Genomic DNA, 14066 nt, shown 5'->3' with positions numbered 1-14066 from the left:
CCCTGGGGTGAGTGATCGTGAGCACGGACCACAGCATCCGGGGGATGCGTGCGCGGGAGCGCGACTGCACATCGTCACCGGGAAGGGCGGGACCGGCAAGACCACGATCGCCGCGGCGCTGGCCCAGGCGCTGGCCGCGGACGGTGGCCGCGTGCTCCTGGTCGAGGTGGAGGGGCGCCAGGGCGTCGCTACCCTCCTCGGCAGCCCGCCGCTCCCCTACGAGGAGCGCGAGATGCTCTCCGTCCCCGGCGGCGGGAGCGTGTCCGTCCTGGCGGCCGACGCCGAGGCGGCGCTCCTGGAGTACCTGGAGATGTTCTACGGCATGCGCCGGGCCGGGCAGGCGCTGAACAGGCTCGGGGCCGTGGACTTCGCCACCACCATCGCCCCCGGGCTGCGCGACGTCCTGCTCACCGGCAAGGCGACCGAGGCGGTGCGGCGCCGCCGGGGCGCGCGCCGCAGGCCCTCCGCCGCCGATCCGTCCGCGCCCTTCCACTACGACGCCGTGGTGATGGACGCCCCGCCGACGGGGCGGATCTCCCAGTTCCTCAACGTGAACTCCGAGGTGGCGGGGCTGGCCCGGGTGGGCCCGATCCGCAACCACGCCGACAAGGTCATGGAGGTCATCCGCTCCGACCGGACCCTGGTGCACTTCGTGACGCTCCTGGAGGAGATGCCCGCCCAGGAGACCCGGGACGGGATCGCGGAGATCTCCGAGCTGGGGCTCGCGGCGGGGATGGTGCTGGTGAACATGGCACGCCCCCCGCTCCTCGACGACGCGTCCCTGGAGGCCGCCGCGAGCGGCGGCCCGGACCTCGACGCACTCGCCGCCGGGTTCGGGGAGGCACGTGTGGAGAACCCGCGGGAGCTCGCCGCCTCCCTGGCCGGCGAGGTGCGCGGGCACGCCCTGCGGGTCCGGTTGGAGCGACGCGTGCGGTCGGACCTGGAGGACCTGGGCCGCCCCCTCCTCGAGCTCCCCCTCCTCGCGGGGGGCGTGGACCGGGCGGCCCTGGACGAACTCACACGGCGGCTGGCCGAGCAGGGGGTGCGCCGGTGAACCCGGGACCGGAGGACGACGGCCGCGCGAACCGCGGGGGGACCGGTGCCAAGGCACTCGACACCGACGCGCTCCTGGACGACCCGGGGACGCGGATCATCGTGTGCTGCGGGGCCGGCGGGGTCGGCAAGACCACCACCGCCGCCGCACTGGGGCTGCGCGCCGCGGAGCGCGGGCGCCACCCCGTCGTGATCACCGTGGACCCGGCGCGGCGCCTGGCCCAGTCCATGGGAGTGGAGGCGCTGGACAACACCCCGCGCCCCGTCCCCCTGCCCGAGGGCGCCCGGGGCAGCATGCACGCGATGATGCTCGACATGAAGCGGACCTTCGACGAGGTCGTGGAGGAGCACGCGGACCCGGAGCGGGCCCGGCAGATCCTCGCCAACCCCTTCTACCAGACCCTCTCCACCAGCTTCTCCGGCACACAGGAGTACATGGCCATGGAGAAGCTGGGACAGCTGCGGCAGTCGGGGGACTGGGACCTGATCGTGGTGGACACCCCGCCCAGCAGGTCCGCGCTGGACTTCCTCGACGCGCCCGAGCGGCTGGGCCGGTTCCTGGACGGCAGGCTCATCAGGTTCCTGAGCGCCCCGGCGAGCACCGGCGCCTTCCGGCTGCTGGGGGCCGGGTTCAACCTGGTGACCTCGACGATCGGCAGGATCGTGGGGAAGCAGTTCCTCGACGACCTGCGGTCGTTCGTGTCCGCCTTCGACACGGTGTTCGGCGGGTTCCAGAAACGGGCGGAGCGCACCTACCGCCTGCTCCGGACACCGGGGACGGCGTTCGTGGTGGTCGCCGTCCCCGACACGGACGCGATGCGCGAGGCCTCCTACTTCGTGGACCGGCTGGCCGGCGACGCCATGCCGCTGGCCGGGGTCGTCGTCAACCGCACCCACCCCCTGCCGGAGGGCGCGGGCTCGTCGCTGGGCGCGGCGGACGCCGAGTCCGCCGCCGCCTCGCTGGAGGAGGGGGGCGTCCACCCGCTGGCGTCCGCCGCACTGCGCCTGCACGCGGAACGGGTCCGTGTGCGCGGGCGCGAGGTCGGGCTGCGCGACGCCCTGCTGTCCTCCCACCCGGACCTGCGCGTGGCCGAGGTGGCCGCCCTGCCGGAGGACGTGCACGATCTGGAGGGGCTGCGCCGGATCGGCGGCGCCCTCGCCGCCGCGGCAGGAGGACGCTAGCGCCGGGGTTCAGGCGGAGGGCTCGCCGACGCCCGCGCCGAGGGTGTCCGCGTAGTGGGAGAGGTCTCCCCCGCCCTCACGTCGGGCCTCCTCCAGGAGCGGCCCCCAGTCGGGGACGCCGGGGTGCTTGCGCAACAGGGCCCGCCGCTCGCGTTCGGTCATCCCGCCCCAGACACCGAACTCCACCCGGTTGTCGAGGGCGTCGGCCAGGCACTCGGTGCGCACCGGGCACTCCTGACAGATGAGCTTGGCCCGGTGCTGCGCCGCCCCCTGGACGAACAGAGCGTCCGGGTCGACCTCTCGGCAACGTGCCATCGTCGTCCACTGGTTGGTCCACATGTGCCCTACTCCCCTGTGTGCGCACCCGAATCGTGCGTCAGCGGGGTTCCCGGGGTTCCAGACACTCGCGTGCTCTGGTTGGGTGGGAAGAACACGGTACGCTCCCGCTGCCGCGTGGGGTGCGGTGGTTCCACGCCCACCCCTGCCGTCTAGAAATTACGGATCCGGACGCCGCACCAACAGAACCCACTCGACCCACTTCCCATCCCACTGAAGATGGCCCGCTCGGGCCATTGCGTAAGGACGCGGTAGCGCTCCGCGTCGGATGGGCGGCATCCCCTGCTGCGTCGAACCGCGCAACGAGTGGTCAGCGATAACCGTGAAAAGATGGCATGGGGGCACCGCTCGCGCGACAGTGCGGGCATCTCAGCGCGCTCGCGCACAAACCGGTTCAGATCGCACCACTGTGCGCGTCCGTGGTCACTTAGTCTGATGGGGTGGGTCAGGGGACATTGCTTCAAAGAATCAGCCAACTGGTCGTCGTAGGCGTCATCGCGGGCCTCCTCGTCGCCGCGCTCGCCCTTCCTGCCGTCGGTGGTCTGGGCATCACCGCGCGCAACGTCGCCAGCGGCTTCCTGGACATGCCCAGCAACCTCGAGACTCCGCCGCCCCCTCAGCGGTCCACGATCTACGACAGCGAGGGCGGCGTCATCGCGGAGATCTTCGACCAGAACCGGGAGCTCGTCGAACTCGACGACGTCTCACCGCTCATGGTCGACGCCATCCTCGCCATCGAGGACGCCCGCTTCTACGAGCACGGCGGCCTCGACGTGTCCGGCACCCTGCGCGCGGCAGTGCGCACCATGGGCGGCAACACCGAGGGCGCGTCCTCCATCACACAGCAGTACGTCAAGAACGTGCAGATCGAGGCGGCCACCTCCCAGGAGGAGCTCGACCACGCGCGTGAGGAGTCCATCGCCCGCAAGATCCGGGAGCTGCGCTACGCCGTGGCCCTGGAGCAGAGGATGTCCAAGGACGAGATCCTCGAGGGCTACCTGAACATCGCCTACTTCAGCGACGGCGCGTACGGGGTCGAGTCCGCCGCCCAGCACTTCTTCCAGGTGCCCGCCAGCGACCTGGAGCTGCACCAGGCGGCGACCATCGCCGGCCTGGTCCGCTACCCCTACCTGTACAACCCCCGCTTCTTCCCCGACCAGACCATCGAGCGCCGCAACGTGGTCCTGGACCGCATGGTGGCGACCGGCGCCGTCACCGAGGCCGAGGCCGAGGAGGCCAAGTCCGAGGGCATGGACCTGGACCTGGACACCCCGCCCAACGGGTGCGTGCCCAGCGACCAGCCCTTCTTCTGCGACTACGTCGTCCAGGAGATCGAGCAGGACGAGCGCTTCGGCCCCAACGAGACCGAGCGGGCGCGCTGGCTGCGCACCGCGGGCCTGGAGATCCACACCACCCTGGACCCGCAGACCCAGGAGGCCGGGCAGGCCGCCGTCGACAAGTGGGTCCCCCGCGAGAACGAGTCGCGCAAGGTGGCCGCCGAGGTGGTCATCGAGCCCGGCACCGGACACATCCTCGGCATGGTCCAGAGCCGCAACTACGGGCCGGACGAGAGCAAGCTCGGCGAGACGTCCATCAACTTCGCGACCGACGCCGACCGGGGCGGCAGCAGCGGCTTCCAGGCCGGGTCGACCTTCAAGGCGATCACCCTCGCCGCGGCACTGGACGAGGGGCTCCCCTTCAGCACCTCGTTCAACTCGCCCACCAGCGTGTCCGTCTCCGGCCAGCGCAGCTGCAACGGCGGCACCCTGGCCACGTGGACACCGAGCAACTCGGGCGACACCAGGTCCAACACCACGCACAACATGGTCTCCGGGACCAAGGCGTCGTCCAACACCTACTTCGCCCAGCTCCAGAGGCAGGTGGGGATCTGCGACGTGATGGAGATGGCCGAGACGCTCGGACTCCAGCGCGCCGACGGCACCAAGTTCACGGAGAACGAGAACTCGCTCGCCAACAGCAGCTTCACGCTGGGCAGCGAGGAGGTCTCCCCGCTCCGGGTGTCCAACGCCTACGCGACCTTCGCCTCCGGCGGGATGTACTGCGAGCCGCAGGCCATCTCCCAGATCGAGGACCGCCAGTCGGGCACCACGATCGACATCGAGCCGGAGTGCTCGCGGGCGATCGACGAGGATGTCGCCGACGGCGTGGCCTACCTGCTGTCGCAGACCTTCAACGGCGGCACGGCGAGCTCGCTCGGCATCGGCCGTCCCACGGCGGGCAAGACCGGTACCACCGACGGTTCGGCGGCGGCCTGGTTCGCCGGGTTCACCCCGCAGATGGCCGGCGCCGTCTTCGTCGGCGACCCGCGCGGCCCGCAGCAGCACCCGCTGCGCAACGTCACCATCGGCGACCGGCACTTCGGCGTGGTGTACGGCGCCACGATCCCCGGGCCGATCTGGCAGGAGACCATGCGCGGCGCCCACGAGGGCGTCGAGGTGGAGCAGCTGCCCTCGGCTCCCGGCAGGTTCGGATCGACCTCCGGACCCAGGGCTCCCGAGCCGGACGACGAGGCCAGCCCCGCCAGCGACGACGGCGGGGTGCCCAACGTGGTCGGCCAGCCGGAGAACGACGCGGTGGCCGCCCTCCAGGCCGCGGGCTACTCGGTCAACGTGTCCCAGACCCGGGTCCGGTCCGGCGAGCCCGAGGGCTCGGTGGCCGCGGTCAACCCCGACCCGGGCACGCGGCTCCCGGAGGGGGCCACGGTCAACGTGTTCCTGAGCAACGGCGGCGGTACCGCCAGCGGCACGGGCCCCGACGAGGACTGGCTCCCCGTGCAGCCCGCGCACCTGCCCCACGGCAGGGACGGGGACTGACCCGGGCCTGTGACGGAACGAGGGGGCGGCGGTGGAGACACCGCCGCCCCCTCGCGCGTCCACGGGGCGGACCCGGCCGCGGGGGCCCGCCCGCGTCGAGCGGGCCGCACCCCCGGCGGGGAACCGGTCAGCCGGCGAGCCGGCGCTTGACCTCGGCCGCCACGCGGGAGCCCTCGGCCCGGCCGGCGATCCTCGGGTTGAGGACCTTCATCACCTGGCCCATCGCACGGGGGTTGTCCGCGCCGGTCTCGGCGACGGCGTCCGCCACCAGCGCGGCGAGCTCGTCGTCCGTCAGCTGGCGGGGCAGGTACTCGGAGATGACCGCGCTCTCGACTCGCTCGGCCTCGGCCTGGTCGGGCCGACCGCCGGTGTCGAACGCCTCGGCCGCCTCCCGGCGCTTCTTCGCCTCGCGGGTCAGCAGCTTTATGATCTCGTCGTCGCCGAGGGAGCGCTGCGAGGAACCCGCGGCCTCCTCGGTCGAGATGGCCGCCAGGACCATGCGGAGGGTGCCGGTGCGCACCTTGTCACGCGCCTTCATGGCGGTGGTCAGGTCGTTCTTGAGGCGGTCTTTGAGTTCGGACATGCACCGATCCTACGGCGGTATCCGGCGGCGCCACCAACGGTTTGCGCGCGGGGGCGCCCCGGGTCTGCGACGATCGGTCCTACAACGAAGGAGGGCCGGATGGGCGTCGACAACAGACAACTCCTGCGCCGCGTGGGGCGCGCGGCGGCGATCACTGGCGCGGTGGGGGTCGCCGGCTTGACCTATGCCTCGGTGATCGAGCGCAACTGGTTCCGGCTGCGCCGCTACGAACTGCCCCTGCTCCCCCCGGGGAGCCCGCGCCTGCGCATCCTGCACCTGTCCGACGCGCACCTGACGCCGGGCCGCAGGATGCTCATCGACTGGATCCGCGGGCTGGACGCCTACGAGCCGGACCTGGTCGTCAACACGGGCGACTCACTGGCCCACCCGGACGCGGTGGGGCCGTTCATCGACGCCCTGGGGCCGCTGCTGGACCGGCCCGGGGCATTCGTGTACGGGTCCAACGACCTGTTCTCCCCCCAGCTGAAGAACCCGGCCCGCTACCTCTGGCGGACCAGCAAGACCGACTACAACAAGCGCCGCGTGCCGGACCTGCCCTGGCGCGAGCTCGGCGCGGCCATGTCCGCGTCCGGCTGGCTGGACCTGAACAACCGCAAGGGCTCGCTGAAGGCGGGCGAACTCGACGTCGCCCTCGCCGGCGTGCACGACTCGCACATCAAGCTCGACCGCTACGAGAAGGTCGCCGGGGCGGCCGACCCGACGGCGCACCTGCGCCTGGGCGTGCTCCACTCCCCCGAACCGTCCAACCTCGACCGGTTCGCCGCCGACGGCTACCAGCTGCTCCTGGCCGGGCACACCCACGGCGGCCAGCTGTGCCTGCCGTTCTACGGGACGCTCGTCACCAACTGCGGGATCGACCGGCGGCGGGCGTGGGGCCTCCACGAGTACGCGGACGCGTGGCTGCACGTGTCCGGCGGCCTGGGCACCTCCCCGTACGCCCCCGTGCGGTTCTGCTGCCGCCCGGAGGCCTCCCTGCTGGACATCGTGGCCCCCTCCTGACCCACGGCGGGCCCCTCCCCCGTCCCGACCGCAACCCGTTCGCGCGCACTCCGTACGTCCGCTAGACTTGGGCTCGTTGCTTCGGGGTGTAGCGCAGCTTGGCAGCGCGCTTCGTTCGGGACGAAGAGGTCGTGGGTTCAAATCCCGCCACCCCGACAAGTGACCAGGGAGTGTTATACCTGGTCAAAGGTGGTCACCTAGTAGATATCAGCTACTGGGTGGCCACTCTTTTTTTGTCCCGCGTGCACTGTTGTGCACTGTCGCGCCGTGGTTGCCATGAGTCGACGTTTCAGCCGGCCGCTCGTCGGCGCGCCCGCGCCCCGGACCACCCGGGCCCGGACACGGGGCGGGCCCCGGTCCGGCCGTGGGCCGGGCCCGAGGCCCCGGTGCAGCCGCTCGGGCTAGCTGCGGATGTTGACGTCGACGCAGGAGTAGAAGGCCATGGGGGTGTCGGCGACGTTCCACACGGCGAGGACCTTCTGGCGTCCGTTGTAGCCGGACAGGTCCACGTTGTGGCGGACGGTCGACGGCGGGCGGGCGCCGTTGTCGTTGAAGCTGGCGACGCGCTGGCCGCCGACGAAGTACTCCCACGTGGCGGTGGAGTGCATGGCGGTGAGGGTCCAGGTGAAGGTCAGGTTGGTACCGACCTCGGTGACGTTCCAGCCGAGGCTGTCGTCCCTGAGCTCGGCGAACCTGCTGTTGCCGCCCGCACAGTCGGTGAGGCCCTTGGGGCCCTCGACGCTCTGCGGCTCCCACTGGATGTCACCGCACTCGACGACGCCGGCGGCGCACTGCGCCTGGCGGCTGGCGGGGGCGGAGACGTAGCCGTGTGCGCTGGCGGTGCCAGCGGGCATGAGGGTGAAGATCATCGCGGTGGCGGCGGCGACGGCCGAGGCGGAGCGGATTCTGTTGCGGGTCTTCATGGGGGCCCTTCTGTTCGGGTCACGATCCCCTGCCGGCCCTGCGGCCCGGTCGGGTCTCGTAGCGGGGGTGACCCGGACCGTCTCCGGTCCAGGGGGGCGGAGGGCGTCCACGAGGGCTCGGATATTCCCTGCGAACGTCGGACAGCTCTGTCCTGGAGACTCCGGGCGTCCCCGGAATGTCCTCTCCAACCGTTGCGGAAGACGGTAAGCACCCCGTAACCGGACGTCAAGACTCCTGTTACGAGGGGGTACCGCGTCCCACCCGTACCGCTGGGACCGCCCATTCGGCCCGGTCGCGGGCTGGTCCTGCCGTCGCCTCCACGGCACCAGAGCCATGAACTGGAAAGATACTTAACAGAATGGGGCCGCGGTCTGCCGCGTCACTGCTATACCAATGTCCCCAGGTGGGACGTTCAGCACCAGACCTGTCCTTGAAGACATAATTTTCTTACCCCGCCCCACGGGCCCCTCTCGCCCCGCACCGGGACGGGACCGCGTCGGCCTGCGGGCGGTGGACCCGGTCGAACCCCGTCGCCCTCACGGCAGCGCCCGTCTAGGCTCACCGGCATGCCGCCAGACTTCCTTCCCGGCCTCGACCTGTCCCGCGCCCTGTACTCGGAGGCGGTCGCCCCGCTCCTCCGGGCCGAGCACCCGGACCTCCCGTACGCCGCCGCGCTGGTGGGTCCCGGCTCGGAGGTCCTCGGACTGGACACCGCGCGCTCCACCGACCACGGCTGGGGACCGCGCCTCCAGCTCTTCGTCTCCGACCCCGGCGCCAGGTCCCGGGTGCTGGAGCTGCTCGAGGAGCGCCTCCCCGAGCGGGTGCGCGGCTGGCCCGTCCGGTTCGCCCCCGGCGACGGCCCTCCGCAGACATGGCTCCCGGACGCCGACCACCCCGGCGGGCACCACCGGGTGGAGGTCGTCGACCCCGGCGCCTGGTTCGGCGCCCACCTGGGCTTCGACCCCCGGTGCGGGGTGTCCGTCAGCGACTGGCTCGCCACCCCCACGCAGCGGTTGGCGGAGGCGGTGGGCGGCGCCGTCTTCCACGACTCGGCGGGCGACCTCACACGGTCCCGGCAGGCCCTGGACTGGTATCCGGACGACGTGTGGAGGTACGTGCTGGCCTGCCAGTGGCAGCGGATCGCCCAGGAGGAGGCGTTCGTCGGCCGCTGCGCCGAGGTGGGCGACGTGCTCGGCGCGCGGGTGGTGGCCGCACGCCTGGTCCGCGACCTCATGCGTCTGGCCCTGCTGCTCGCCCGGCACTACCCGCCGTACCCGAAGTGGCTGGGCAGCGCCTTCTCCCGGCTTCCCGACACGGCCGAACTCACCCCGCTCCTGACCCGGGGGCTGGACGCGGACCCCGCGGCGCTCGCCGACGCCTGCGCCCTGGTCGGCGAGAGGCAGAACCGGACAGGTCTCGCCGCGCGCCTGGACACCCGCCCCCGCCCCTTCCACGACCGCCCCTGGCCCGTGCTCGACGCCGCCCGGTTCGCCACCGCGCTGTCGGAAAGGGTGGCGGACCCGGAGCTCGCGGATCGGCCGCCGGTGGGCGCGGTCGACCAGCTCGTGGACAACACCGACGCCCTGACCAGCCCCGGGGTGTTCCGCTCGCTCGGCCCTTGAACAGCGTGCGCCCGCCCTGCCACCCCGGCCGCGGACCGGGCGTACCGCCGGGCGGACGGACGCGCGTCCCGCACAGGGCACGGCCCGTTGTCGTACCATCCCAGGCATGGGCCGATCATCCGATGAGACACCCCTGCGCCGGGCCGGCGGGGAGGCGTGCGCCCTCGGCGGCGCGGGCTACGCCGTGCTGCTCCAGATCGCCCACCCCAGCGTCGCCCGGGGGGTCCACGACCACAGCTCCTTCGCGTCCCGGCCGTTCGCCCGCCTGCTCGGCACGCTCTACTTCGTGTACGGCACGATCTACGGCACCGAGGAGGAGAAGCGGCGCCTGCACGCCATCGTGCGAGCCATGCACCAGAAGGTGACCGGCCCCGGCTACCGGGCTCTCGACCACGACCTGCTGCTGTGGGTGGCCGCCACCCTGTTCCACTCCTCGTCCCGGCTGAACGCGATGGTGTTCGGGGAACTCGGTGCGGAGGAGTACGCCGCCTTCCTCCGCGAGGCGTCGGCGTTCGCCACCGCGCTGGGCCTGCCGGAGGAGGAGTGGCCCGCCACCCCGGCGGAGTTCGACGCCTACTGGGAGGCGGGCATGCGCGCTCTCCGCGTGGGAGAGGAGGCACGGAGCATCACCCGGGAGCTCTTCCACCCCGCCTCCGCGCCCCTGCGCCCGCTGATGAGGGCCCAGCTGCTGCTGGCCGGCGGGCTGCTCCCCCCGGACCTGCGCGAGCAGTTCCGCATCCCGTGGTCGGACGCACGGCAGCGCCGCTTCGACCGGGTCGTGCGGGTGGCCCGGGCGGTGTACCCCCGGGTGCCCCGGCCCGTGCGCTTCCTGCCCGTCACCCTGTCCCTGTGGTCCATGCGCCGCAGCGGCGGGTGGCTGGGACCGCGCCGTGCGCGGAGGCTCCGGAGGATCGTCAGCTGAGGGTCTCGGAGAGGGCCGCGAGGGTCTCCCGCGCCTGCTCCGCCTCGGGCAGGCCCAGCTGCGTGAAGATCTCCTCGGCCTCCCGGAGGAGCGTGTGGGCCCGGTCCGGGGCCACCGCGGGTGCGGGCAGCCCGCCCAGGGCGAGCGCGGCGCAGGCGATCGTGTGCGTCTCGTTCCTGTCGACGGCGACGGCCCGCGACCTCTCCAGCTCGACGGCCGCCTCCTCCGGCCGGCCCGCGACCGCGTAGGTGACACCGAGGTCGTGGAGGATCTCGGCGTCGCCGCTGTGGTCGCCGGACTTCTCCGCGAGGGCCAGGGCCTCCGTGTGGGACGCGATCGCCTCGTCCCAGCACTCCGCCGCCCGGTACGCCCGTCCGAGGGAGTTGCGGACGAAGATCTGGTGGGCGACCAGGCGCAGCCGCAGGGAGAGTTCGAGCGCCTCGTTGAGGTCCCGGAAGGCGAGCTCCAGTTCGCCCAGGCCGGTCCTGGCCTCCCCGATCACGCGCTTGGCCACCACCCGCGTCTCGGCCTGGTCCTCCTCCACCGACTTGAGGATCGCCTGCTCGGCGCAGCGGATCGCCTCCCGGTGGTCCCCGAGCGTCTGGCGCAGTACGGCCAGGTTTCCCCACTGGAGGGCCTCGATCCGGTCGTTGCCGAGCTCCGAGGCGTAGTCCAGGACCCCCTGGATGGCCGCGGCCGAGTCCGCGAAGCGGCCCATCCTCTCGTAGACCATGCCGAGGTTTCCCAGGGCGCGGATGATGCCCCTCCGGTCCCCCACCGACTCCAGCAGGCCGTGCGCCTCGGTGAGGTAGGCCATGGCCTCCTCGAAGCGACCGGAGATGTAGTGGGCGATCCCCAGGCCGATGAGGGTCACGGCACGGCCGCGCTGGTTGCCCTGCTTGCTGTTGATCTGGAGAGCGCGCTCGTGCGAGCTGACCAGCAGGCCCATCTCACCGTGGAGGGCGTAGAAGCGCCACACGGCCTCGGCCATCTTCCAGGCGCGGTCCTCGTTGTCCTTGGAGGCGAAGTACTCGATGGTGTCGGCGAGGTTCTCCTGGTGGAGGGAGAACCAGCCCTCCGCGTCCTCCCTGCCGCCGAGGTCCGTGCGGTATCCGGGGCGCTCGTCCTCGGCCGCGTCCCGCACGCGCGGACCCAGGAGGGAGGCCGCGTGCTGCGCCGTCACCAGGTAGTACTCGGCCAGGCGGGCCCTGGACCGGTCCGCCGTGGCCCCGTCGAACTCCGACGTCGCCCTGTCCAGGGCGAACTCCCTGATCAGGTCGTGCATCCGGTAGACGTCGCCCTGGGGCTCGTCGAGCAGGCACATCCCGACGAGTTCCTGGAGGATGTCGTCGGCGTCCTCCACCGTCATGTCCAGGAGCGCGGAGGCCCCGGCCAGGTCGATGGTGCTCCCGATCATCAGGCCCAGGGTGAGGAAGGCGTGGCGCTGCCCGGGGTTGAGGCTCTGGTAGGAGAGGTCGATGGCGGCCTCGACGCTCTGGCCCTCGACCTGGAGCTCACGGAACTTGCGGTTCTGCTCGCCCAGCCTCCTGGCCACGTGCAAGAAGGACCACTTCGGCCGGCTGAGCATCCGGCCGGCGATGACCCTGAGCGCCAGGGGCAGGCCCCCGCAGATGCGGACGATCTCCCGGGCCTGCTCCGGCTCGCGCCGGACGCGCTCCTCGCCCAGGATGCGGCCGAAGAGTTCCAGCGACGACTCCTCGTCGAACATGCCGAGGGAGAGGAACCGGGCGCCGCTGAGACCGGAGAGCTCGTTGCGGGTGGTGATCAGCGTGAGGGCCCCCGGCGAGGACAGCAGCAGGGGGCTGACCTGCGCGTAGCTCGCCGCGTTGTCCAGGATGAGCAGCGCCTTGCGGCCCATGAGGGTCGCCCGCCAGAGGGCCGACCGCTCGTCGAGCGACTCGGGCACCGCCTCGGGCTCGACGCCGACCGCGCGCAGGAGGGCCCCGAGGGCCGAGGAGGGGTCCAGGGGCTCCTTGTTCGAGGTGTAGCCGTACAGGTCGAGGAACAGCTGGCCGTCGGTATAACGTTTCGCGGCTTCGTAACCGAAACGGACCGCGGTGGTGGTCTTCCCCTCGCCGCCGGCTCCGGTGATGACGCAGACCTTGGCCCTTCCGTCGCCGGTGACGGCCATCTCCTCGAGCTGGCGCAGGGGACCCTGCCGCCCGGTGAAGTCGGGGAGGTCGCGGGGGAGGTCGTTGCGGACCAGGTAACGAAACCCTGATTCCGTTGGCGCTCCGGCCGCCGGCTCCTCCCGGTCGGCGTCCTCCTGGAGGATCCGGGCGTGGAGGGCGGTGAGCTCGGGGCCCGGGTCGACCCCCAGTTCGTCGGCGAGCCGGGAGCGGAACTCCTCGTAGACGGCGAGCGCCCTGGCCCGCTCGTTGTCCCGCCACAGGGCGGTGATGAGCAGGTGGTGCAGGCGCTCGCGGAACGGCTCCTCGCTGACCAGGGGGGTCAGGCGGGAGGCCACCTCCGCGTGGCGGCCGAGCTCCAGGGAGCAGGTGGCCCAGCCGACGACGGCCGACCACCGCTCCTCGCGCAGGGGGGCGACCACGGAGTAGTCGAGGTATTCGGAACCGACCCCGGAGAAGGGCACCCCGCGCCAGCACGAGAGCGCGCGGTCGAGCAGGTCGGCCCTCTCCTGCGGCTCGGCCTTGGCCGCGGCGTCCCGGAGGCCCCGGAACCGGTGCAGGTCGACCGTGTCGGGGGCCACGTCCAGGGCGTAACCGCCCGAGGTGGTGGCGATGCTGTCGGGGAGGATGCGGCGGAGGTGGGAGATCTGGACCTGGATGACCGAACGCGCGGTACGCGGCGGGTCGTCGCTCCACAAGTAGCCGATCAGCTGGTCGACGGTGACCTCACGCCCGAGGTGGACCAGCAGGGCGCCCAGTACACAGCGCTGGCGCGGACCGCCGACCGGTATCGGTCGGCCTCCGGACCAGACGGTGATGGGGCCAAGCACGCCGAATTCCACAAGCAGCAACCCTAGCAAGCGACATTGCGGAAAAACGGGATGCGGACATGCCAACGGCTCCGAGTACCCCCCTCCACCCAGGTACTCGGAGTGACCGCTGGACCACCCTGCCGGACGCTACTCGTCCTGGCTGGGCTTTTCCTGCTCGGGAGCACTCTCGACAGGCTTCTGCTCGGCCGGGGGCCTCTGCTCGGGGTCCGGCTCGCGCAGCGGATTCATCCTCGCCACAGGAGTCGCGTCGGCGATGATCGCCTCGAACCGCTCATCCACGGTCAACATCTCCGGCACACGAACTCCTCTTCTCACCGCACTCGTGTAGAGCCGCAATGTGGCCCTACGTCGCCTGTGAAGCATCAAACGGACTCACCGCCCTCCGGCGGACCGGCCACCCGCGGCGAGTCCCGCCTCAGAACACACCACGGGTGGCATGTGTCCAACGAACGTCGCGCTGGTAGGCGACCATGAGCCGTCCTCTCATGGAGGCCTTCGCGTCGAACGAGTTCCACACTAGAGAGATCTTCTTCCACCACGCTTTCAGTCTTCTTTCAGCGCCGGAATCGGTGTGGCGTCGGCCGTTGTTCGCATGCCGTTCACTCTT

At 71.8% G+C, this 14066-nt stretch carries 11 protein-coding genes and 1 tRNA gene; 7 read left to right on the top strand and 5 right to left on the bottom strand.

Annotation, left to right across the window (positions count from 1 at the left end; translation table 11 throughout):
- The first annotated feature begins 7 nt into the window (after positions 1-7).
- Together OUQ99_RS00645 and OUQ99_RS00640 are read left to right on the top strand one after the other, a co-directional pair.
- Positions 8-1054, top strand: a complete 1047-nt coding sequence (locus OUQ99_RS00645; protein ID WP_267947455.1) for an ArsA-related P-loop ATPase — start codon at positions 8-10, stop codon at positions 1052-1054.
- Positions 1051-2235: an ArsA family ATPase gene (locus OUQ99_RS00640; protein WP_267947454.1), complete on the top strand. Its 1185-nt coding sequence runs from the start codon at positions 1051-1053 to the stop codon at positions 2233-2235. Before OUQ99_RS00645 ends, OUQ99_RS00640 begins: the two co-directional genes overlap by 4 nt.
- A 9-nt stretch (positions 2236-2244) precedes the next feature.
- On the opposite strand, the gene OUQ99_RS00635 is transcribed toward OUQ99_RS00640, so the two are convergent.
- Positions 2245-2574: a WhiB family transcriptional regulator gene (locus OUQ99_RS00635; RefSeq protein ID WP_267947453.1), complete on the bottom strand. Its 330-nt coding sequence runs from the start codon at positions 2572-2574 to the stop codon at positions 2245-2247.
- Positions 2575-3026: 452 nt separating this feature from the next.
- On the opposite strand from OUQ99_RS00635, the gene OUQ99_RS00630 reads away from it, so the two are divergent.
- Complete coding sequence (locus OUQ99_RS00630; protein WP_267950205.1) at positions 3027-5405, top strand: penicillin-binding protein; 2379 nt, start codon at positions 3027-3029, stop codon at positions 5403-5405.
- Positions 5406-5532: 127 nt separating this feature from the next.
- On the opposite strand, the gene OUQ99_RS00625 is transcribed toward OUQ99_RS00630, so the two are convergent.
- Positions 5533-5988, bottom strand: coding sequence for a GatB/YqeY domain-containing protein (locus OUQ99_RS00625; RefSeq protein ID WP_267947452.1), 456 nt, complete (start codon positions 5986-5988; stop codon positions 5533-5535).
- 99 nt (positions 5989-6087) lie between these two features.
- On the opposite strand from OUQ99_RS00625, the gene OUQ99_RS00620 reads away from it, so the two are divergent.
- The gene (locus tag OUQ99_RS00620) at positions 6088-7008 is read left to right on the top strand and encodes a metallophosphoesterase (protein WP_267947451.1); all 921 of its coding nucleotides are present in this window, start codon (positions 6088-6090) and stop codon (positions 7006-7008) included.
- Between the two features lie 82 nt (positions 7009-7090).
- A tRNA-Pro gene (locus OUQ99_RS00615) sits at positions 7091-7164 on the top strand.
- A 245-nt stretch (positions 7165-7409) separates the two neighbouring features.
- On the opposite strand, the gene OUQ99_RS00610 is transcribed toward OUQ99_RS00615, so the two are convergent.
- Positions 7410-7931, bottom strand: coding sequence for a lytic polysaccharide monooxygenase auxiliary activity family 9 protein (locus OUQ99_RS00610; protein ID WP_267947450.1), 522 nt, complete (start codon positions 7929-7931; stop codon positions 7410-7412).
- Between the two features lie 567 nt (positions 7932-8498).
- Between OUQ99_RS00610 and OUQ99_RS00605 the strand changes: the two genes are divergently transcribed.
- Positions 8499-9554: a DUF4037 domain-containing protein gene (locus tag OUQ99_RS00605; protein WP_267947449.1), complete on the top strand. Its 1056-nt coding sequence runs from the start codon at positions 8499-8501 to the stop codon at positions 9552-9554.
- Positions 9555-9660: 106 nt separating this feature from the next.
- Positions 9661-10476, top strand: coding sequence for an oxygenase MpaB family protein (locus OUQ99_RS00600; protein WP_267947448.1), 816 nt, complete (start codon positions 9661-9663; stop codon positions 10474-10476).
- On the opposite strand, the gene OUQ99_RS00595 is transcribed toward OUQ99_RS00600, so the two are convergent.
- Together OUQ99_RS00595 and OUQ99_RS00590 are read right to left on the bottom strand one after the other, a co-directional pair.
- Positions 10469-13456, bottom strand: coding sequence for an AfsR/SARP family transcriptional regulator (locus OUQ99_RS00595; RefSeq protein ID WP_267947447.1), 2988 nt, complete (start codon positions 13454-13456; stop codon positions 10469-10471). The genes OUQ99_RS00600 and OUQ99_RS00595 overlap by 8 nt on opposite strands.
- A gap of 129 nt (positions 13457-13585) precedes the next feature.
- Entirely contained in the window at positions 13586-13747 is a 162-nt protein-coding gene (locus OUQ99_RS00590; protein ID WP_267950590.1) for a hypothetical protein, read from the bottom strand.
- Positions 13748-14066: the final 319 nt, after the last annotated feature.

This window comes from Streptomonospora nanhaiensis, assembly GCF_026642255.1.
Classification (GTDB): Bacteria; Actinomycetota; Actinomycetes; order Streptosporangiales; family Streptosporangiaceae; genus Nocardiopsis; species Nocardiopsis tropica.
The sequence above is the reverse complement of the archived record's forward strand: the minus strand, read 5'-3'. Positions and strand labels throughout refer to the sequence as shown.

Excerpts from the sequence above, each read along its gene's own strand:
- OUQ99_RS00600 (WP_267947448.1), top strand. The coding sequence starts at position 9,661 with ATGGGCCGATCATCCGATGAGACACCCCTGCGCCGGGCCGGCGGGGAG.
- OUQ99_RS00610 (WP_267947450.1), bottom strand. The coding sequence starts at position 7,931 with ATGAAGACCCGCAACAGAATCCGCTCCGCCTCGGCCGTCGCCGCCGCC.
- OUQ99_RS00590 (WP_267950590.1), bottom strand. The coding sequence starts at position 13,747 with ATGTTGACCGTGGATGAGCGGTTCGAGGCGATCATCGCCGACGCGACT.
- OUQ99_RS00605 (WP_267947449.1), top strand. The coding sequence starts at position 8,499 with ATGCCGCCAGACTTCCTTCCCGGCCTCGACCTGTCCCGCGCCCTGTAC.
- OUQ99_RS00620 (WP_267947451.1), top strand. The coding sequence starts at position 6,088 with ATGGGCGTCGACAACAGACAACTCCTGCGCCGCGTGGGGCGCGCGGCG.
- OUQ99_RS00625 (WP_267947452.1), bottom strand. The coding sequence starts at position 5,988 with ATGTCCGAACTCAAAGACCGCCTCAAGAACGACCTGACCACCGCCATG.
- OUQ99_RS00635 (WP_267947453.1), bottom strand. The coding sequence starts at position 2,574 with ATGTGGACCAACCAGTGGACGACGATGGCACGTTGCCGAGAGGTCGAC.